We start from the raw sequence: 22,519 nt of genomic DNA, 5'->3' as shown, positions 1-22,519 counted from the left end.
GAATATCTAAAGCACATTCAAAAGGTAAAAGAAGCCGTTGATATTCCTGTAATCGCAAGTTTAAATGGAAAATCGCTCGGGGGCTGGACAAATTATGCAAAAAAAATCGAAGAAGCCGGTGCAAACGCTCTTGAACTAAATATATATTTTCTGGCTACAGATATTAATAAAAGTTGTTCAGAAGTCGACAAGATGTATGTAGACATTCTTAAAGAGGTGAAAAAAGCTGTAAAGATTCCGGTTGCAGTTAAGCTGAGTCCTTTCTTTAGTTCGGTTGCATCGATGGCAAAACAGCTTGATGATGCAGGTGCAGATGGATTAATTCTGTTCAATCGATTTTATCAACCTGACATTGATCTTGAGAATCTGGAAGTCGTTCCAAATGTGATACTCAGTACGCCCTTCGCTTCAAGATTGCCATTACGATGGATTGCAATTCTCTACGGAAGAATTAAAGCAGATCTTGCTGCAACTCGAGGTGTCATGTCGGCAGAAGATGTTCTTAAAATGATCATGGCTGGTGCATCTGCCACACAGATGTTCTCGACACTGGTTAAAAACGGAATTGGCCACATTGCAACTGTCTTAACTGACATCACGAAGTGGATGGAAGAACACGAATATGAGTCGCTTGAGCAAATGCGCGGAAGTATGAGTCATAAATCAGTTGCCAATCCGGCAGCGTTTGAACGTGCAAATTATATGAAAATACTGCACACCTATAAATGAAAGAGTTGTGAGAGGTTTTTAGGGTCTGAACTCTTTCCTTATGTTCTAAAAAGTTCTTTTTTATATACTTAAAATTAAAGAACTTTGGAAAGCAAAATTGTTATTAATTAAATTTTGCCGAATGTTATTTTCTGATAAATGGAAAGAATATTCGGGAGGTTTGTTTTATTACTAAAATTTTAGTTCATCTTAAACCACAAAGAGTTCTGGAGAAGATACTTGTTCCAACTGATCTCTCTGAACATTCTTTTTCAGCTCTCGAGATTGCATCCACTATAGCAGAAACCTTTGATGCAGAAGTTTACCTTTTGCATGTCATTGAACATCCCCCCATGGCAACAAAGAAAAATGAAAAAACCAAATCAGTGCGCGAGTATAAAAAAGAAATCCGTGATCAATTAAAAGGATTATCGCAAAAATTTCTTCCATATATTGAGAATGTTGATCACATTGTGATTCAGGGGAATCCTTATAAAGAAATATTAAAATATGTCGTTGAAAATGAAATAGGACTGATAGTTCTTGCTACTCATGGGAGAACAGGATTTAAGCATGTACTTATTGGAAGCATCGCAGAAAAAATTGTTAGGCACTCGCCGATTCCAGTCTTAACAGTTAAACCAACAGATGTCAGGGAAAAATTCTTAACCCGCGATGATGTTGAAAAGGAATTGCATTTAAAATATAAACGAGATGAATTTCTCGAACTATAAATTATATTACTGAATCTACAGAATGAGAGAAGAAATGAAAATCAAAAGAATTTTTAATTCGAATTTCATGGTGAGGAAAAACAAATATCTGTTTTTGCTATTCGCAATCCTTACTTCACTTATGTTTACCGTAAGCAATGCGAATGCACAGGAAAAAGAAGACTGCTTGATGTGTCACAGCGATCAAGAAATGACAATGGAAAAGAATGGTAAAAATATTTCCATTTTTGTAAACGATAATGTATTAAATCAATCTACTCATGCGAAGCTTAGATGTGTTTCATGCCACGTTGGTTTTGATCCGGAAAGTCTTCCCCACAAAGAAAAAATTGAATCCGTAGCTTGTATGAATTGTCACAAAAACGCACCCGTCAAACATCAATTTCATCCGCAGATTTTGAGAGCAGATGGCAAAAATGGCTCGCCCGCTGTATCGTGCAAAAGCTGCCATGGGCAGCATAATGTTTTACCTATACGCTCATCTAGATCTCCATTCAACTCTAAAAATCTTTTCCAATCTTGCGGAAAATGTCACATAGACGTTTCAAATAATTATGCACATTCAATTCACCATGTTTCATTTCAAAATGATGTCAAAGGTGCCCCGAATTGTCTAACGTGCCATAAGACTCATATCTCAACTTCATATATAAAGCAAGATTCCCTTAAAGGAAAAATTGGGCAGGAGAAGCTATGTCTCTCCTGTCATATCGATGATCCGGATGTAAGAAAGCGAGTAGCACCAACTGATGTATTTATTCAGGCTTATGAAAACAGTGTTCATGGTCAAGCTTTGATGAAAGGAAATGCGAAAGCAGCCAACTGTGTTGATTGTCACGCTTCTCATGATATCGTTAAGGGGAGTGATGAAAAATCTACTGTTTATAAATTTAATGTTGTTAATACCTGTGCCAAGTGTCATCCGAAAATCGCAAAAGAATATCTCGAAAGCAGTCACGGCAGAGCACTCGAAAAACGTAATCTCGATACACCAACATGTATCGATTGCCACGGTGAGCATAATATACTTCACCCATCCGATCCTAAAGCACCCGTTGCATTTAGAAATGTCTCAACTCAAGTTTGTGCACCTTGCCATAGTTCTGTAAAGCTCTCGGATAAGTATGGTTTGTCAACAAAGCGAACAACAACATTTAGAGATAGTTATCATGGATTGGCACTCCGAGGCGGTGACACTGAAGCTGCAAATTGTGCAAGCTGCCATGGCTTTCACAGTATTAAACCATCGACCGATTCTACTTCTACAATTCATAAATCCAATATAGTTAAGACCTGCGGAAAGTGTCATCCCGGAGCTAATGAACGATTTGCAATTGGTGCAGTTCACGTAACTTTAGAAAAAGAAGAAGAACCTGTTTTATATTGGATTGCTACGATTTATTTGGTGTTAATATTTACTACTGTCGGCGGTATGTTTCTCCATAATCTTATTGACTTTTTCAGAAAAGCAAAAAGAAAAAAAATGATCCAGCGCGGATTAATTAGAGTTGAGCATCATGGGCGACGTTTGTATCTGAGAATGACAGTCAATGAGAGGTTGCAGCATGTATGTTTGCTTGTTAGTTTCTTTACCCTTGTGATAACCGGATTTATGTTAAGGTTTCCAGATGCGTGGTGGGTTAAGCATATTCATGATATTTTCCCCGATTCATTTATTTATCGAAGCTTATTGCATAGAATAGCTGCGGTTGTAATGGTCGCGGCAAGCATTTATCATATTTTTTATTTAGCAGCAACAGAAAGAGGACGGCAATTATTTAAAGATCTTTTGCCAACATACCAAGATTTGAAAGACGCCATTGGTGTTATGAAATATAATCTCGGGTTCTCAAATGCGAAACCAAAACTTGATAGGTTCAGCTATATCGAAAAAGCTGAGTACTGGGCTCTTGTTTGGGGAACTATTGTTATGACAATTACTGGTTTCATAATGTGGTTTGAGAATTATTTTATCGGGATATTTACAAAACTTGGTTGGGACATTGCACGAACTATTCATTATTATGAAGCTTGGCTTGCATTTCTCGCAATACTTGTGTGGCATATATATTTTGTAATTTTTAATCCGGATATGTATCCAATGAACTTAGCCTGGATTAAAGGAACACTTTCAGAGGAGGAAATGGCCGATGAGCACCCTGCTGAACTTGAACGAATTAAACTACAAGAAAAAGAAAGTGGAAAAAGTGAAAGTTAATAGACGACTTAGCATAAATATTCACTACTTTTTACTGGTAATATTCTCATTTATTTTTATTTCGCTTGTACCGCTTTATGCCCAAGATAATGATGAATGTATGATGTGCCATAATGATAAGTCTCTTACGAAAAAAATTGGCACTCGGACACTATCACTATTTGTGGATGAAAAGAAAATACAAAACTCAACTCATAATTCAGTGCAGTGTGTTGAGTGTCATGCTGACTTAAAGGGTGCAGATATTCCTCATGAAGAAAACTTACAGAAGGTGAATTGCGGTTCTTGCCACAAATCCCAGCAAACTCTTTATGAAAGCTGTCTTCATGGTAAATCAAAAGCAAAAGGAGATGCTTTAGCTCCAACATGCAAATCTTGCCATGGTACGCATGAGATTTTAAGCTCTCGTAACTTGAGGTCAATAACTAATCCTCTTCAAGTTCCGGTTCTTTGCGGAAGGTGCCACAGAGAAGGTTCTCCGGTTCAAAGGCAGAGAAATATTCATCAAGATATGATCTTAGAGAACTACAGCGAAAGTATTCACGGCGAAGGTTTGCTGCGAAAAGGATTGATAGTATCTGCGACTTGTACATCTTGCCACACAGCTCATCAAATTCTTCCTCACACCGATAGTCGTTCGACTATTGCTAGAAGAAATATTGCAGAAACTTGTGCAAAGTGTCATATACAAATCGAGGAGGTTCATCGAAAAGTCATTAAAGGAGAACTTTGGGAAAAGGAGATTCACGTTCTCCCGGCATGTGTTGATTGTCATCAACCGCACAAAGTTAGGAAAGTTTTTTACGATCAAGGAATGGCAGACAGAGATTGCTTAAGATGCCATGAAAAAGAAAATCTTAGAGCGAAAGATGGAAGATCAATTTCAGTTAAGACAGATGACCTCTCACATTCAGCACATATTAAAACTGCCTGCAGTCAATGCCACACGGGTGTGACTCCATCGAAGCTCCGGCCGTGTGAAACTATTACGCAAAAAGTGGATTGCAGTTCGTGTCACACCGAAGTTGCAAATGAGTATCAAAAAAGTTTGCATGGGCAATTGTTTGCCAAGAATGATCCAAATGCACCATCATGTCTTGAATGCCACGGAACACACGGAATAAAAGGGAAAAGAGATTTCAAATCGGTAAGTTTCCCAACTAATATTCCCGGATTATGTGCCAGATGTCATCGCGAGGGAGAGAAAGCTGCAGTTCGTTACAAAGGTAAAGAACACGAAATTATTGATCATTATGTTGAGAGTATCCACGGTAAAGGTTTAATAAAGAGCGGACTGATTGTTACGGCAGTTTGTACCGATTGTCATACTTCTCATAATGAACTGCCTGCTAAAGATACTGCTTCATCTGTTAATCGGAAAAACATTGCAAAGACATGCGGAACTTGCCATCACGGTATTGAAGAACAATTTGAAAGAAGTGTACATTCACCATTAGTTACAGCAACCGAGAAGGATTTGCCGGCTTGCAGCGACTGTCATTCTGCACATAAAATTTCCCGCGCTGATTCCGAAGGATTTAAACTTACAATTATGAATCAATGCGGAAGGTGTCATGAATCTATTGCAAAAACTTATTTTGACACCTATCACGGAAAAGTTTCGCAGCTTGGTTACACGAAAACAGCTAAGTGCTATGATTGTCACGGTGCTCATGACATTCTACCAATAACAAATCCTGAATCGCATTTAAGCCGTGATAATGTAGTGAAAACTTGTCAAAAGTGTCACCCAGAAGCTAATAGACGATTTGCTGGCTATCTAACTCATGCAACTCATCATGATCCTGATAAATATCCATTTTTGTTTTGGGCTTTTTGGGGTATGACAGGTTTGTTGGTTTTTACATTTGTAATTAGTGGATTACATACAATTTTATGGCTCCCGCGATCTCTGAAAATGAAAAGAGAGATGAAAGCTTCCCAGAAAGAGAAATCCAATTGATCTTGGAGAAAGAGTTATGATGAAAGAAACGAACAATATTAAATCAACCCCACAGTTCGAAAGATTTTCAAGATTAGACAGAATTCTTCATGCTCTGATGATAGTGAGTTTTTTAAGTCTAGCATTAACCGGAATGACTTTGAAATTCTCATATACGGGATGGGCATCTTTTCTTTCCAAGATGCTAGGTGGATATGAATCTGCCGGATCCATTCATCGTTTTGCAGCAGTGATAATGTTTGGAGTATTTGTTGCGCATTTAATTCACCTTGGAAAAGTAAGACGAAAAAAATACAGTAGCTGGAAAGATATGATCTTTGGCGAAAACTCAATGCTTCCAAATAAAAAAGATTGGCATGAGCTTGTTGCTTCAATCAAATGGTTTCTTGGAAAAGGGGAGCGTCCAAAATATGGTCGATATACTTATTGGGAGAAATTCGATTACCTCGCTGTCTTTTGGGGAATGGTAGTGATAGGCTCAACGGGTTTAATTCTTTGGTTTCCAGAATTTTTTACTTTAGTGCTTCCAGGTTGGTTTATAAATGTCGCCACGATCATTCACAGCGATGAAGCTTTGCTGGCAACTGGATTTATATTCACGATACATTTTTTCAATACACACTTGCGTCCGGAAAAATTTCCAATGGATCTTGTGATTTTTACAGGTAGAATGCCTGTGGAAGAATTAAAACATGATAAGCCTGCTGAATATGAGGAATTGGTAAAAAATGGAGAGCTCGAGGAATATCTTGTAGAACCTTATCAGCCGATTGTAATTCACACGATTAAAATCTTTGCATGGACTGCACTCGGAATCGGTTTTGCTATGATACTCTGGATTATATACGCAATGATTTTTGCTTATCGATAGTTTTATTATATTAAGTCTGTAATTTGTTCTATTCATTGTATCGCTTAATTTAAGCTCAGTCGTAGAGAGGGATTTATAAAAGGTATTGAGCTTTAGAACTTTATTAATTGACATGAAGAGCTTTTGATTAAGAATCAAACTATTGTTGAGAGGATAGAATTTGGTTAAACAAAAATTTCCTGCTTATTTTTACAACCCAATTACGTTGGGTGGAGTAGTTATTTCGGTTGTCAGCTTTGGATTAATACTTTTTCTAATTGTTTTAGAAAGCTTAGCCGAAGAGCAAAAGCCATATATGGGAATCATAGCTTTTGTTATCCTTCCTTCTTTTCTTTTTATTGGAATTGTTCTCATCGGTATTGGAGTTTACCGCGAGTTCAGAAAAGAACAACTTGGCAAAAAGGTTATATATAAATATCCAAAAATTGATTTAAATGACCGAAGAACTCGAGCTGCTTTCTTAACGATCTCATTTGTAGGAATTGTGTTTTTAGCATTTTCTGCATTTGGAAGTTTTAAAGCCTACGAATATACTGACTCAGATGAATTTTGCGGTACAGTTTGCCATAAAGTTATGGAGCCTGAATTTGTTGCATACCAATCCTCCCCACATGCAAGAGTAGGGTGTGTGCAATGTCATATCGGTTCAGGTGCTGACTGGTTCGTTCGAGCAAAAATTTCCGGTGCTTATCAAGTTTATTCTGTTTTGTTCAATAAGTACAGCCGTCCAATACCTACACCTGTTGAACACCTTCGTCCGGCACAGCAGACTTGTGAGCAATGTCACTGGCCTAAGCACTTCTTCAGCGAAAAGCGCGTACAGTACACCAATTATATGTCCGATGAAAAAAATACTCGATTCGACATTGATTTAATTCTTAAAGTTGGCGGTGGCAATATTGATACAGGACCTACTTCAGGTATTCACTGGCACATGAATATTGTAAATGATGTCTATTACATTGCTTCCGACAAAAAAAGATTAGAGATCCCGTATGTAAGAACAGTTGGAAAAGATGGCAAAGTTGAGGAGTACTACAGCACTGATTCAAAACTGAATGAAGCAGAAATCAAAAAAGGTGAACTTAGAAAAATGGATTGTATGGATTGTCATAATAGACCATCGCACAATTATCATGCACCGGCTCCGTCGGTTAATCACTTATTGTCATTAAACTTAATTGATAAAAATCTGCCATTTATTAAAAGTCTTGCCGTAGAAGCTTTGGATCATCCATATACTAATAATAGAATAGCAATGGATAGCATTGCGATTAAAATCAGAGATTTTTATACAATCAACTACGCAGAAATTTCTAAAACAAGAAATAAAGAAATTGAACAAACTATTTTAGAGTTACAGCGTCTTTATTCAAGGAATTATTTCCCGGAAATGAATGTAAGTTGGACAAAATATCCTGAACATATCGGGCACATGTTTTCTCCCGGTTGTTTTAGATGTCATGATGGAAGACATGTAAGTAAAACGGGAAAGACCATTACATTTGATTGTAATGCGTGTCATTCAATATTAAAACAAAAGTTTGAAGATAAAGAAGAAATGGTATCAGTCAGCGGATTAACCTATACGCATCCAATTGATATTGGTGAGGCATGGAAAAAAATGATCTGCAGCGATTGTCATAATAAAAAATGAGGGAAAAATTATGAACGATAAGGGACATCTTCCGGAAGAGAGAAGGACTTTTTTAAAGTACCTTATTGGTGGAGGTTTGATAGGATTTGCGGGATCGGTACTCTACCCACTCTTTGCATTTTTAAAACCACCTAAGCAGGCTGATGTTGAAGTAACATCTGCATCTGCTGGCAAACTTTCGGAGTTTGAAAAAGGTACAGGTAAAATCGTCAGGTTTGGAAACAAGCCATTGCTTGTAATCCGAATGCCTAACGGAGAAGTGAAAGCATTTTCTGCAACTTGTACTCATTTTGATTGTACAGTACAGTATAAAAAAGATCTAGAAATAATTTGGTGTGCTTGTCACAATGGTAAATACGATTTGAATGGCAAAAACATTGCAGGTCCACCACCTCGTCCACTTGATGAATATCGAGTTGTGATGAAGGGAGACGAAATACTTATTTCAAAGAAAGCTTGAGGGAATTATGAAAAACTTTTGGAATAAGATATATGATTGGTTCAACAGCCGATTAGACTTGCAAGATGTAGTCGGCTTCATAGGAAAAAAATATGTTCCGGTTCATAGACATTCGGTTTGGTATTATTTTGGAGGAGTTTCACTTTTCCTTTTCATAATACAAGTGATTACAGGAATTTTACTTCTCTTCTACTATAAAGGAAGTTCCGATCTTGCATTTGAAAGCATTCAATTTATAATGTCAAAAGTTGAATTTGGCTGGCTGATTAGATCAATTCACAGTTGGGCTGCTAATCTTTTTATTCTTGCTGCGTTTATTCACATGTTCAGCGTTTATTTTTCGCGAGCATACAGAAAACCGAGAGAAATAACTTGGCTGACTGGAATGTTAATGTTTTTCCTCGCACTAGCTTTTGGTTTCAGCGGTTACCTATTACCCTGGAATGAATTGGCATTTTTTGCTACCAAAGTCGGCACAGATATCATGACTGCAATTCCATTTATCGGAACACCAATAATGGAATTCATGCGTGGTGGTGAAGATGTTACCGGCGCAACTCTATCGAGATTGTTTGGATTCCACGTTGCCTTGTTTCCTGGAATTTTCACTGTACTGCTTGCGGTTCATTTGATATTGGTACAGCGGCAAGGTATGAGTGTCCCAATTGATATGGAAAATATTCCAGCGGACGAGAAGAAAACAATGCCATTCTTTCCAAATTTTCTTCTAAGGGATTTATTGCTTTGGTTACTAGTGTTGAATGTTTTAGCTATACTTGCAGTCTTCTTTCCTGCCCATCTTGGGGAAAAAGCGGACATGTTTGCCCCTTCTCCTGAAGGCATTAAGCCTGAGTGGTACTTCTTATTCATGTTTCAAACTTTAAAATATATTCCGGCTCAGGTTTTGTTCATTGATGGAGAAATTTTAGGAATTCTGCTTTTTGGTGCTGCTGGTCTTTTATGGACGCTAGTCCCATTTTGGGATCGCAGAAGTGCCAAAGGGCAAAGCAGCCGATTTGTAACTTATCTCGGATTGTTCGCCGTCATTTTCATAATAGTATTCACGATAGTAGGGTGGTTAGCATGAAAACATTTATAACTATGATTTCCATATTCATCTTATTTCAACCGAATTTATTTGCTCAGGAAACTAAAGATCAATGTTATAATTGTCACTCGGCATTAGGTGATAAGGTATCCACAGGCTTTCAGAATGACATCCACTTTCAGAAAGGGATAAGCTGTGCTGCTTGTCATGGAGGTAACAGCAGGTCCGATGATATGAGTGTTTCCATGAGTAAATCGTCTGGATTCAAAGGAATTCCTAAGGGGAATCAAAAGTCAGAATCTTGTATCGTTTGTCATTCAAATTCAGATATGATGTCTAAATATGGATCGAAACTCGTAACCAATCAGAATGAGTTATTGAGTCGAAGTGTCCATGGCAAATCATCAATAAAAAGTAACGAAAATATCATTCAATGTATTGACTGCCATAGCGTGCATGGGATATTACCGAAAACACATCGCAGATCGAGTGTCAATCCGATAAATATTCCGAAGACATGTTCGAAGTGTCACGGCAGTGCAGTTTTTATGAGATTGTATAATCCATCACTCCCGGTAGATCAAAATGAAAAATATTTAACTTCGCAGCATGGTATACTTAATAAAAGAGGAGATTCAAAAGTTGCTGAGTGTGCAAGTTGTCATGGAAGTCATGATATTCTTTCTGCTTCCGATGTGAGGTCAAAAGTTCACCCAGTTAATCTGCCGCACACTTGTTCAAAGTGCCACAGTGATGCGAAATACATGAAAGGGTACAAAATACCCACGAATCAGTTCGAGAGATTCGCGAAAAGCGTTCATGGTAAAGCATTACTCGAGAAAAAAGACGCTTCTGCGCCTGCTTGTAACAGCTGCCATGGCAATCATGGTGCAATTCCACCAGGAATAGAATCAATATCCAAAGTCTGTGGTTCATGTCACGCATTAAATGCCGAATTGTTTTCTGTAAGTCCGCACAAAAAAATATTTGATGAACAAAAAATTCCGGAATGCGAATCGTGTCACGGGAATCACTACATTGAAACAGCCACGAATAAATTATTGGGAGTCAGTTCGGAAGCGGTTTGCAGTAAATGCCACACCGAAAATAAAAATGTTAAGGGATACAAAGTTGCTCGAACCATGAGATACTTGATCGACAGCTTAGACTCGGCGTCTAAATATGCTGATTCGTTGATTAATAGTGCAGAACAAAGAGGAATGGAAGTTTCTGATGCTAAGTTTAAGCTGCGAGATGCAAATCAGGCAAAACTCGAGGCAAAAACTATGGTACATTCTTTCGACGAGGAAAAATTCAAAGAAGTTGTTGAAGGGAAAGGTTTGGCAGTGACTAATTTTGTAATCGTTGAGGGAAAAGCAGCCTTTGATAATTATTTCTTCAGAAGGTATGGACTGGTAATATTTATCTTGATCATAACTTTTCTATCAATTGTTTTATACCTTTATATTAAAAAGTTGGATAAAAAGTATTTGAAAACTTAGAATTAAGAAAACACTTTATAATAGGAAATAATATCGAACATCGAAGTAATTAAAGAAGAGTTATTACTCTTAACATTGAGAGGAATGAAATGGAGAACATCTCTAACAAAAATATTGAGAAGCTGATTGATGCGATAAAAAGTCTCGATGAACGGATCGAGCGTATTGAAAAGCATATTAAATATGACAGCGAATCATCGATATCTGAACTTGAAACATCGGTGGAAGACACTAAAACCGCTGAAGAAAAAGAAGAAGCTCTTGAATATGCGATAGGCGGAAGTTGGTTCGCAAAAATGGGAATTGTTGTACTGTCAATTGGAATTCTCTTTTTTCTAAGCACACCATATGAAAACACTGCTTCTTATATACCAAGTTTGATAGGTTTTTTAATCGCTGGAATTATTTTCGGAGGTTCGTTCGCTATGCGAAGTGCCTATCCTCAAATATCCGGATATCTTCTCGGTGGCTCAATTATATTAGTATTTTTCTCTGTTATGAGATTGCATTTCTTCGGAGCTGAAAAGACGGTTTCTTCATTGGCGGTCATTGTAGTTTTATTACTTCTTGTTACTGCAATTCATATGTTAGTCGCGTTGAAACGAGATTCAATTCACTTTGCATATTGGAGTTTGCTGCTCGGATATGCAACTGCCTTAATTAGCGACTACGCTTATTTTATTTTCATCATGATCCTTGCAATGTCGACCATAGCTGTTTATTTAAGACTTAAGAAAGATTGGTCCAATCTTTTATTTTTCGGGATCTTTTTTTCGTATCTAACTCATTTCCTATGGTTTCTCAATAACCCATTTTTTGGAAGGGCAATCGAAGGTGTAAATCTTCCCTTGAATCTCTTATTCATACTTTGTTATGCGGTCATCTTTGCATCCGGAAATATCTTCAGAAAGAATGGCGTAGATGAAAATTATTTTGTAACTACAGCATCTTTTCTGAATGCTGGTTCAAGTTTTGCACTTCTTCTGCTTGTTACTTATTTAGCTCCTTTTGAATACAGCGGGATCTATCATTTAATTGGATCACTCGTTTACATGGCTTTAGCTGTTACTTTTTGGGTAAGAGAAAAAAGCAAAATGTCTACATTCGTTTATGCAATGACGGCTTATGTTGCACTCAGCTTCGCTATAATTTATTTATTCGATAAATCAGAAATTTTCATACTTCTTTGCTGGCAGAGTTTGCTAGTCGTATCGACTTCGGTTTGGTTCAGGTCAAAATTAATAATAGTTACAAATTTCGTAATTTATATTGGCGTGTTTATTGCGTACTTAATTGCTGTTCAAGATGTGAGCTTAGTATCAATCAGTTTTGGTATAGTCGCACTCTTAAGTGCGAGAATATTGAATTGGAAGAAGGAAGAACTTGAACTTCATACAGAACAAATGCGAAATGCATATTTAATCGCAGCTCTATTAATTATTCCGTATGCACTTTATCATTCATTCCCGGCGAATTATGTTAGTTATACTTGGTTGGCTGTCGGACTTTTATATTATTGGTTCAGCAGATTATTGGATAACAAAAAATATCGTTGGATGTCACTGGCGACTTTGTTAATGACCGTTGTATATGTTTTTGTATTTGCGATTACAACCAGCGAAACAGTTGATCGAATACTTGCCTTCGTAATTTTGGGAATCATTTTACTTTTGATGTCGCTGATCTATACAAAGAAGAAATTAAAAGCAGATTCTTAATTTCAGTGAATAATACAACCTAAGTTTTGTTGCTTGATCTGAATTAGTTGTAAACAGATAATTTCATCCGATAATAACTAATACCTTATATTTCCAAAACTTAATTACAGTGCTGTTTCCCTAGCTCCTAAGTTGGGAACTTTAAAATATCTCTTTGCTGTTATCTCTCATATTTTAGGAGAGATACATGAAACGAAGCTTCATTCAACTTTCGCACCTGCCAATCTTCACAGTCACATCAATATTATTTATTTCATTTATTTTTTATTCCTATTCTGGTGGAATTACGGGAATGACCAAAAAAAATGGTGACGGTTGTACCTGTCATGGTTCAACATCTACATCTGGAGTTAATGTAACAATTACCGGTCCAAGTCAAGTTGTTGTTAATACATCCGAGAATTACACCCTAACAATAACGGGTGGACCTGCTGTAAGAGGAGGGACAAACATTGCTGCATTGCTCGGCAGCCTCACTGCAGGGACTGGATTACAAAAAATTGGAGATGAATTAACTCACACCTCTCCTCGAACATTTTCTGGAGGTTCTGTTTCTTTTACCTTCTCGTATACAGCACCATCTTCTCCAGGCTCAGACACAATTTTTGCCAATGGCAATTCCGTAAATTTTAATGGGGGGAATGACGGAGATGCATGGAATTTTGCAGTGAATAAACCTATCAACATTATTACTTCTCTCGGTTCGGTCACCGTCAATTCCCCTAATGGCGGTGAAACCTGGTACGCAGGACAGGTTCGAAATATTACCTGGAGCAGTGCGAATATTACAAATGTCAAGATCGAATTATCAACAAATAATGGCTCAAGTTGGAATACAGTTACTGCAAATACACCCGCATCGACAGGAAGCTATTCTTGGACAATTCCAAATTCAGCTTCTGCACAAAGTAAAATAAAAATAAGTGACGTTTCTAACTCAATTATTACAGATGAAAGTAATGCAGTGTTTACGATTGCTTCTCAATTATGCAAAGATGTGAATGTAACCACTGGTTGGAATATCATAGCGGTTCCAGTTACTGCTGCCAACATGTCAAAAACTGGTTTATTCCCAACTTCTGCATCGCCAGCTTATGCATATGCAAATGGATATGTAACTTCAGATACACTTTCACACGGGAGAGGGTATTGGTTAAAATTCAGTGCAGGGCAGAATATTTCAATTTGTGGAACACCAGTTATTTTAAATTCAGTTCCTGTCGTAAGTGGTTGGAATCTGATAAGTGTTTACGAAAATGATGTTCAAGTAAGCCAAATAACTTCTTCACCGAGTGGCATTATTACTTCACCATTTTATGGTTACAGTTCAGGATATACAACTCCGACTGTGCTAAGCCAAGGAAAAGGATATTGGGTCAAAGTTAGTCAAAGTGGGAACTTAATTTTGCCGATAGGTTTGGGAAAACAGATTCAAGCATCAACCATGAAAGTTGATTTTGATAAGTTCGCTAAATTGATCATCAGCGATGCAGATAGAAATCAATTCATGCTTTACACTTCAAACGCACTGATTGATGAAAAAAGTTTTTTGCTCCCGCCAGTTCCTCCAACAGGAATTTTTGATGCTCGTTTTGCAAATGACAGATTTGTTGAGTCTATTCTTAGTGGTTCACAAAAGATTTCTGTAAATACATTTGCATATCCAATTTCTATAAAAACTGAGGGACAGCAAATAAGGATTAAAGATGTTATCAATGGTGAAATAATTGATGCAGTGTTGAGGGATGGGGAAAGTATTGAAATTCATAATAATCAGCTGAGTCAATTTATAATTGAATCAATTGAAACTCCAGCAAAGTTTGAGCTGATCCAAAACTTCCCAAACCCGTTTAATCCGGAAACCAATATACGCTATGAAATTCCTACTGCATCTCATGTAGAACTTTCGGTATATAACATTCTTGGAGAAAAAGTAGCCACGCTTGTTGATGAGTTTAAGGAAGCAGGAATATACCAGAGCACATTTTCAGGTAAAGATCTTCCGAGTGGTGTATATGTGTATAGGTTGCAAACAATAAATGGTGTAGTAAGTAAATCAATGTCATTTATCAAATAGACTTATTTCGAATGAATTATAAAAATGGGAAAAAGAGATTAATTGATATCCTTATATCACTTGGATTGTTAGTCATCTTTTTCCCATTCATTATTTTCGCAGCTGCGGTTGGAATTATAATTTTTAGAGGTACGCCTTTCTTTTCACAAGAAAGGTCTCTTTCATTTAAGCATAGACGATTTAAAGTACATAAGTTTAAAACGATCGCTTTAAATAGAATCAATGAAGGAAAAAGTATTTTCCTTAATTCGCCATATCATATTCCAAATAAATGGCTAAAATATCTGAGATCATCTGGTTTAGATGAATTGCCTCAGCTTTTAAACGTACTCAAAGGAGAAATGAGTCTCGTTGGAGCCCGACCGTTTTCAATTAATGATTTACATTTTTTAATGAAAAATGATCCTAAATATTATTTTGAAAGAGAAAAGTTGCGACAAGCACCCGGAATTACTGGTATTTGGCAGATTTACGGTGATCGAAGAATGGGTGCTGAGAATTTGTTGAGTCTCGAGAAGTACTATGAAGATAATTCTTCCTTCGCTATGGATATATTAGTACTTATCGAAACCTATTCAATTCTTCTTTTTGCTAAACACAGGAATTCAATTATCTCTCAATAAAACAATACAATTATTACTAAATTGTAAAAAATGAGCAGACAATTCTAGGCATTTGTTTCGATGCTCGTATCAAGATCGGCTTAAATACCGATTTATTAACGTCACCGGATGCAATACTTCTGCATTTGCACCGAATACTTTACAACCATATTTGATTTGACCGATGCAGCCTGGATTTCCGGTTAGAATGATTTCAGCATTTGTCACTCTCAGATTATTAATTTTTCTTTCGAGGATTTTCATTGAGTCGTCGAAGTTAACAATATTGTAAATTCCTGCTGAACCGCAGCACCAAGTGGCTTCGTTGAGGGGAATTAAATTTAAACCTGGTAATTTCTTTAGAACTTCTATTGGCTGGTTTGAGATTTTTTGTGTGTGTACTAAATGACAGGCTTCGTGGTAGGTAGCATTTATTTGCATTTCTTCGATATCTGAAAACTCTGCATGCAATTGTAAAAACTCCATCACATCCAAGACTTTATCAGAAAATTTTTTTGCAGATTGATAATAATTCGAATCGCTTTTCAAAATATGTCCGTACTCTTTCATAAATGCACCGCATCCGGCTGAATTTGAAATTAGATAATCGTAATCATACCGAGAAAATAAATCGAAGTTTTGCTTCGCAAGTTTGCGGGCGATTTCCATGTCACCGTTATGTGCCTGAAGCGAGCCGCAGCAGGTTTGCATTTTCGGAATAATTACTTCACAGCCAGTCCTCAATAATACTTCAATTGTATCTTTGTTTATGTCCGAGAACATTATGTTCATCAGACAGCCTGTTGGGAACAAGACTCTAAATCTTCTCTTACCACGCGGACTTATTCTTTCTTGAAAAATTTCATCCGAAAAAAATGAAGAAATTTGCGGAGAGAGTTTCTCAGCCCTTGAAATGCTTTTAGACAACAAATTTAAAATGCCAATCCAGTTCACAAATTTTTGTAATCCACTTCGCTGATAAAACCGTAAGCATCGAGCAATAAATTTTAGGCGTGAATAATCTGGAATGATCATTCTGAAGAAAAATTTCTTGATGAATCTATTTAAACCTGGTGTAAACTTTGAATTTTCAATTTGAACTCGTGCAGCTTCGACCAGCAAACCGTACTTTACTCCAGCCGGGCATGCAGTTTCGCACGCTTGACAGTCGAGACAGAAATTCATCTCAGCCGCAAAAGTTTCTGTAATTTCTAATTCACCCTGTGCGACTGCTTTAATTAAACGAATTCGCCCGCGCGGAGAAGACTTTTCGTCATAGGTCAAATTATAAGTTGGGCAGGACTGTAAACAGCTTCCGCAATGAATACATTGTGCAATTACTTCATCACTTGGAAGGTCAACATTTTGGAAGAAACTAGATTTATTATTTTGCATTAACTTTTTTACTGAATCCAGTTTCGTAGTATATATCTTTAGTGGTTACTTGAACATAAAGGAATTCGCTGTCTTCAATAAGCATGATCTCTTTTACGAGCTCAACATTATCGTAAGAAAATATTTTTGCAAATTCTTTTATTTTCCCTTCGTTACAGAATTTATTATAGTGAAGAATAACACGTCCAAGTTCATCGACAAAATTTTCTGTAACAATTTCCCCTAGATTAATTCCAGAATCAACTCCAATTTCAGAGAATTTTATTGGTATATTGTTTTCGTTATATTCAGCCCGAAAGATAATCCCTTTAACGTCATTAGCTTTTTTGAAAAAAAAGAAATCATCCCAACTAAAATTATCTGGATTTAAGAATCTTTCAAAATCATCAGGTGGAGAGGGAAGCTCAAAGCGTGGTTGAAAGAAAATCGTGCGATAGCAATCATTAATTGGGACAAGAGAAAATGGACGCTTTGCAATAGATTTCAATTTCGACTTTTCAAAACAATAACTGAAATATTCTCTTTTTTGTATTTCGGATTTGGATATAAGTCCTTTAATATTTTCAAAAACCGAGTTTTGCAGATCCTTATTTAATTCCTCCATTAAAAAATAATTTGCTGAATCAGATTTGATCAAGGGGGGGAATTGACTGATTACTTTTTTATACCAAATTTGTTTATTGAAATATTTTTGAAGAAGCGGTTCATTAAATTCATATCCATAGAGGGCAAGAATTTCTGCTTGCAAAAGTTTTCTTTCGAACGGGAGTAGTTTTTTCAGCTCTTCCTTCGAATATGTTTTGAATTGTTCATAATGTTTGATGCTGAATTCTTTTTGTGCGAATGACAGCCCAACTGAAAAAAATAAAAAGTAGCACAAATATTTTTTCATCAATTCTCCGAAAACTCCTTAATATCTTTTTTTTGTCTTGGCAGTGTACCTTCGCACTTCGGTTTTACAGAGAAGATTTTTCCTGGATTAAGAATGTTATTTGGGTCCCAGCTTGATTTAATTTTTTTCATAAACTGAAGTCCAGCAGAACCAACAGCTGCCTCGAGGAATTGACTTTTTGAAAGACCCGTACCATGTTCGCCCGTAATTGTTCCTCCAAGCTTGATCGCAGTGTTGAAAATTTTTTCAAATGCCTTTTCTGCTTTGAGTATTTCAGATTTATCTCTCTCATCTGTTAAGCATGTCGGATGAAGATTCCCGTCTCCGGCGTGACCAAAGTTACCGAGCAAAACATTTTCTTCATTCACTATTTTTTGGATCGCTTCAAGCATTTCTGGTAATTTACTTCGCGGTACTGTCGCATCTTCGAGAATTGTAGTTGGCTTTACCCGAGCCAGAGCTGAAAACGCTGATCGTCTCGCGGTTTTCAATTTGAGAGCTTCATCTGCAGTTTTGGCAATTAGAATTTGTTCTGCATTCTGTTTCTTGCAGATCTCTTGGATGATATTGGAGCTTCGATTAACTTCGTCAGTACTGCCGTCAATCTCTATTAATAGCAATGCTTCGAGATTTGTATTCAGTCCAAGGCGAGCATAATCTTCAACACATTTAATTGTAGTATTATCAAGAAATTCTACCATTGAGGGAATTATTTTTGAGGCAATTATTTCAGAAACTACTTGACCGCTTTTAATTGTTGAATCGAAAAAAGCGAGAATGGTTTTTGAGCTTTCAGGTCGTGGGATAAGTCTCAGTAAAATTTTAGTGAAAATGCCAAGTGTCCCTTCACTGCCGATCATCACGTCACGCAAATTATAACCGGCAACATCCTTAACGTTTTTCCCGCCGGAAAAAACAATCTCGCCCGATGGAGTTACCATCTCCAGACCAAGAATATAATTTTTTGTAACGCCATATTTTAATCCGCGGAGTCCGCCGGCATTTTCTGCAACATTCCCCCCAATTGTACAGAACTTCATACTTCCTGGATCAGGCGGGTAAAATAGTCCTTTCTTCGCTGCTTCGATGTCGATTAATTCAGTGATCACTCCAGGCTGAACAGTAATCGTTAAATTTGATTCATCAAATTCGAGAATTTTATTCCAGCGTGTCATTACTAAAACAATAGAATCATCTGTGGGAATGCTGCCGCCGCTGAGTCCTGAACCAGCACCGCGAGGTACAACAGCAAATTTCTGTTCATTGGCGAGAGTTATTATCTTCGATATCTGTTCAGCATCTTCAGGGAAGACAACAGCATCGGGATATTTTTCAAATAGAGGAGTTGCATCGTAAGAGTAACAAATTTTATCTTCCTTTGAGGTCGAGAAATTGTTCTTTCCGACGATTGATTCGATTTTGGATAAGATTTTGGAATTAATCATCTTTCACCATTTCCTACAAACTTAAAGAAAATGTAAAAGAGATTGAAATCTATGATTACAATTATTATTCACATATTCCTTACAAAAATTCGGATAAATTAGTGAACTATTATCCAACTCAGATTGTTGTAATTCACGACTGACATCGAAAAATATTTAAGAATCATTGCCTTGCATAGGAAAAACATTTTTATTTATATTAGCACAGTAACACAAGAATCGCAAGTTGACTAACTTGGAAGAGTTTTATGAAAGATATTGAACAAAATTTACAATTAGATACCAACGTATTAAATGATTTTGGATTGGACGTTCATAAGAACACACTCCAAAAATGGTATCAATTAATGCACTTAGGAAGAATTCTCGATGAGCAAGCGTCAAAGTATCTGCGGAAGTCGATGGGTTGGGGTTATCATGCTTCCTTTGCCGGTCATGACGGCATTCAACTGATTCTCGGTTTAGCATTCCGTCAGAATAAAGATTTTTTGTTTCCCTATTACAGAGATATGCTCACGACCTTAGCGGCAGGTTTAACTGCTGAAGAAATTATTTTGAACGGTCTATCAAAGGCAACTGACGTAGCAAGCGGCGGACGGCACATGAGCAATCATTTCGCAAAACCTGAAATAAGAATTCAGAACGTTTCGTCTTGTGTCTCGAATCATGCATTACACGCTGTTGGCGTTGCACGTGCAGCAAAAACGTATGGGGGAAATGAGATTGCTTATTTCAGTTCAGGTGAAGCTTCTACAAGCGAAGGATATTTTTATGAAGCAGTGAACGGAGCAACAAGAGAAAAACTCCCTGTAATTTTTGTTATTCAAAATAATAAGTTTGGCATCTCAGTTCCGATAGATGTGCAATCGGCAAATCCTCGTATTTCAGATAATTTCCGCGGATTTAAAAATCTTCACATTGTTAATGTTGATGGCACAAACGTATTCGACTGTTGGAAAGGCATGCAAGAAGCAATTGATTATGTACAAGATGGGCATGGACCTGCAATGGTTCATGCAGATTGTGTGAGGATTCATGCACACAGTAATTCAGATAAGCATGAACTTTATAGAAGCAAGGATGAGATTAGTCAACTTTCTAAGTTTGATCCATTACCGAAATTCAGAAGTTATCTTTTACAAAATGAGATTTTTACAGAAGAGGAATTAACAGAAATTGAATCCTTCAATCAAAAAGAACTTGAGACTGCAGCACGGCTGGCGGAATCCGCTCCGGATCCTGATCCGAGTACGGTGATGGATTTTATTATCCCAAAAGAAATTGAACATTGCCCCGCTCATGAAATTGAATCTTATGAGCAAGCTGTTCCTGATGATAATGCACCTAAAATGACTCTTCGTGAAGCAATTAACGAAACTCTGAAACAAGAGTTTAGGAATAATCCAAATACATTTCTTTGGGGACAAGATGTAGCTTCAAAAGATAAAGGCGGAGTGTTTAATGTCACAAAAGGGATGCTGAAAGAATTTGGTGAGAAGAGAGTTTTCAATGCTCCTCTTGCAGAAGATTTCATCGTTGGTACAGCTGAAGGTTTTTCAAGATATCGCGATGATATTGTAGTAGTTATCGAAGGTGCGCAGTTCGCAGATTATTTCTGGCCTGCAATGGAACAATTGATCGAGTTATCACACGATTACTGGAGAAGCGTAGGTAAGTTTGTTCCAAATGTCGTTATTAGATTGGCTTCCGGCGGTTATATAGGTGGTGGATTATATCATTCACAAAACCTCGAGGCTGTATTAACAACTTTGCCCGGTTTGAGAGTGTTAGTGCCATCACACGCAGATGATGCAATGGGAATGTTAAGATGTGCAATGCGAAATCGTGGTGTGACTTTATTCTTAGAACCAAAGTTTCTTTACAATCAACCGTTTGCATCATCACCAAAACCAAGCAAGCCGCTTTGTTTTCCTTTCGGTCATGCAAGAGTGCGAAGAGCCGGAGAAGATCTCTCAATCATAACTTATGGTACGACAGTTCATTGGGCTCTTCGAGCTGCAAATAAACTGAAGGATGAACATGGATTGAACATTGAAGTTTTGGATTTGAGGAGTCTCGCTCCCCTAGATAAGACTTCAATTTATCAGACTGTTAAAAAAACTGGCAAAGCTTTAATTGTGCATGAAGACAAATTAACAGGCGGATTCGGCGGCGAAGTTGCAGCATTGATTGGTGAATATGCCTTCGAGCATTTGGATGCACCGGTTATGAGAATTGGTTCAAAGGATATCCCTGTAGCATTCTCAAAAATTTTAGAATCAGCAACATTACCGCAAGTTGAAGATGTATATAACGCAGCATTGAAATTAGCAAAGTATTAAAAGACACAAGCCCACATAAAACCTCCCAAACCTGCCTGTCTCTTCCAAAAGAGGATGGCAGGCAGACATAAGGCGGATCGATTTCGGTTCGCCTTTTGTATTTTAATTCCATTTTTTTTTAATATTTATTACAAGAAATATTGACTTTAACTTTCCAATTACAAATATTAAAAAAGAATTTATTTGAGGAAACCTTTTTTGACAAGTCTTTGTTAAGGGTGTCAGTTAGAACCTTTTGGCACCAATTGGTTTAATAAATTTTAGTTTTGCACGTATAAATAATTGTGAGAATACTGAACAATAAATGAAAAAAACTACTCTCGATTACCTGCTTAAAGTACGCATACCAATCGTGATTTTTGTTGCTGCCCTAGCGTTCATGCTTACTTACTACGTCTCACGTCCAGAAAGAGATAGCATCGGATATGCCCCTCAACAGCCAATTTCATTTTCACACAAACTGCATGCCGGCGAAATGTTGATCGATTGTCAGTATTGCCACACAGCCGTCTCGAAATCTCGATTTGCCACAGTTCCAGGAGTGAGTGTTTGTATGAATTGTCATCAAGTTGCAAGGAAAAATAAAGAAAGTATCATTCAACTAACAAAATACTACGAAGAAGATAAAGCACTGACTTGGAAACGCGTTCACCGTGTGCCAGATTATGCTTATTTCAATCATAGTGTTCATGTAAACAAAGGAATTGATTGTGCAGAATGTCATGGCAGAATTAAAGATATGGAAGTTGTGCAGCAAGTTTCATCATTCACGATGGGCAGCTGTCTTGATTGTCATCGGAATGCACACGAAAAACTCCCTGGATTGAAAAAAATAAATGAAGGACCCGAAAACTGTTTTGCGTGTCACAGGTAGGAGATTTAATGGA

At 37.1% G+C, this 22,519-nt stretch carries 17 protein-coding genes; 14 read left to right on the top strand and 3 right to left on the bottom strand.

Going from position 1 to position 22,519, the window contains the following annotated elements; all coding sequences use genetic code 11:
• From FJ213_02390 to FJ213_02335, 12 genes are all read left to right on the top strand, one after another.
• Positions 1-729, top strand: a 729-nt coding sequence (locus FJ213_02390) for a dihydroorotate dehydrogenase-like protein (GenBank protein MBM4175009.1), incomplete at its 5' end; no start/stop codon positions are given.
• 131 nt (positions 730-860) lie between these two features.
• Positions 861-1,442 carry a universal stress protein gene (locus tag FJ213_02385; protein MBM4175008.1) on the top strand — a complete coding sequence of 194 codons (582 nt, stop codon included), beginning with the start codon at positions 861-863 and terminating at the stop codon, positions 1,440-1,442.
• Between the two features lie 34 nt (positions 1,443-1,476).
• The gene (locus tag FJ213_02380) at positions 1,477-3,660 is read left to right on the top strand and encodes a cytochrome B (protein ID MBM4175007.1); all 2,184 of its coding nucleotides are present in this window, start codon (positions 1,477-1,479) and stop codon (positions 3,658-3,660) included.
• Complete coding sequence (locus tag FJ213_02375) at positions 3,650-5,623, top strand: hypothetical protein (GenBank protein MBM4175006.1); 1,974 nt, start codon at positions 3,650-3,652, stop codon at positions 5,621-5,623. Before FJ213_02380 ends, FJ213_02375 begins: the two co-directional genes overlap by 11 nt.
• Before the next feature lie 16 nt (positions 5,624-5,639).
• The gene (locus FJ213_02370) at positions 5,640-6,494 is read left to right on the top strand and encodes a hypothetical protein (GenBank protein MBM4175005.1); all 855 of its coding nucleotides are present in this window, start codon (positions 5,640-5,642) and stop codon (positions 6,492-6,494) included.
• Positions 6,495-6,654: 160 nt separating this feature from the next.
• Entirely contained in the window at positions 6,655-8,151 is a 1,497-nt protein-coding gene (locus tag FJ213_02365; protein MBM4175004.1) for a cytochrome C, read from the top strand.
• A 10-nt stretch (positions 8,152-8,161) separates the two neighbouring features.
• Positions 8,162-8,611 (top strand): Rieske 2Fe-2S domain-containing protein, encoded by a 450-nt coding sequence (locus tag FJ213_02360; GenBank protein MBM4175003.1) that lies wholly within the window; start codon positions 8,162-8,164, stop codon positions 8,609-8,611.
• Positions 8,612-8,618: 7 nt separating this feature from the next.
• Positions 8,619-9,698 (top strand): cytochrome bc complex cytochrome b subunit, encoded by a 1,080-nt coding sequence (locus FJ213_02355; protein MBM4175002.1) that lies wholly within the window; start codon positions 8,619-8,621, stop codon positions 9,696-9,698.
• Positions 9,695-11,161, top strand: a complete 1,467-nt coding sequence (locus tag FJ213_02350; protein MBM4175001.1) for a hypothetical protein — start codon at positions 9,695-9,697, stop codon at positions 11,159-11,161. Before FJ213_02355 ends, FJ213_02350 begins: the two co-directional genes overlap by 4 nt.
• Before the next feature lie 89 nt (positions 11,162-11,250).
• Positions 11,251-12,879, top strand: coding sequence for a DUF2339 domain-containing protein (locus FJ213_02345; GenBank protein MBM4175000.1), 1,629 nt, complete (start codon positions 11,251-11,253; stop codon positions 12,877-12,879).
• A gap of 187 nt (positions 12,880-13,066) precedes the next feature.
• Positions 13,067-14,956: a T9SS type A sorting domain-containing protein gene (locus FJ213_02340; GenBank protein MBM4174999.1), complete on the top strand. Its 1,890-nt coding sequence runs from the start codon at positions 13,067-13,069 to the stop codon at positions 14,954-14,956.
• An 11-nt stretch (positions 14,957-14,967) separates the two neighbouring features.
• The gene (locus FJ213_02335; GenBank protein MBM4174998.1) at positions 14,968-15,579 is read left to right on the top strand and encodes a sugar transferase; all 612 of its coding nucleotides are present in this window, start codon (positions 14,968-14,970) and stop codon (positions 15,577-15,579) included.
• 69 nt (positions 15,580-15,648) lie between these two features.
• Here FJ213_02335 and FJ213_02330 read toward each other — a convergent pair whose 3' ends face one another.
• The 3 genes from FJ213_02330 to FJ213_02320 are packed head-to-tail and all read right to left on the bottom strand — an operon-like array spanning position 15,649 to position 19,290.
• Positions 15,649-16,953: a (Fe-S)-binding protein gene (locus FJ213_02330; protein ID MBM4174997.1), complete on the bottom strand. Its 1,305-nt coding sequence runs from the start codon at positions 16,951-16,953 to the stop codon at positions 15,649-15,651.
• Positions 16,943-17,845, bottom strand: a complete 903-nt coding sequence (locus FJ213_02325) for a YARHG domain-containing protein (GenBank protein ID MBM4174996.1) — start codon at positions 17,843-17,845, stop codon at positions 16,943-16,945. The genes FJ213_02330 and FJ213_02325 overlap by 11 nt, the downstream gene beginning before the upstream one ends.
• Complete coding sequence (locus FJ213_02320; protein MBM4174995.1) at positions 17,845-19,290, bottom strand: FAD-binding protein; 1,446 nt, start codon at positions 19,288-19,290, stop codon at positions 17,845-17,847. Before FJ213_02320 ends, FJ213_02325 begins: the two co-directional genes overlap by 1 nt.
• A gap of 248 nt (positions 19,291-19,538) precedes the next feature.
• Between FJ213_02320 and FJ213_02315 the strand changes: the two genes are divergently transcribed.
• Both FJ213_02315 and FJ213_02310 read left to right on the top strand, forming a co-directional pair.
• Positions 19,539-21,632: a 2-oxoisovalerate dehydrogenase gene (locus FJ213_02315; protein ID MBM4174994.1), complete on the top strand. Its 2,094-nt coding sequence runs from the start codon at positions 19,539-19,541 to the stop codon at positions 21,630-21,632.
• Between the two features lie 304 nt (positions 21,633-21,936).
• Positions 21,937-22,506 carry a cytochrome c3 family protein gene (locus FJ213_02310; GenBank protein ID MBM4174993.1) on the top strand — a complete coding sequence of 190 codons (570 nt, stop codon included), beginning with the start codon at positions 21,937-21,939 and terminating at the stop codon, positions 22,504-22,506.
• Positions 22,507-22,519 lie beyond the last annotated feature (13 nt).

The sequence above is a fragment of the Ignavibacteria bacterium genome, assembly GCA_016873845.1.
GTDB lineage: Bacteria > Bacteroidota > Ignavibacteria > Ch128b > Ch128b > JAHJVF01.
Note: the sequence above shows the minus strand (reverse complement) of the source record. Positions and strands in the feature narration are given on the sequence as shown.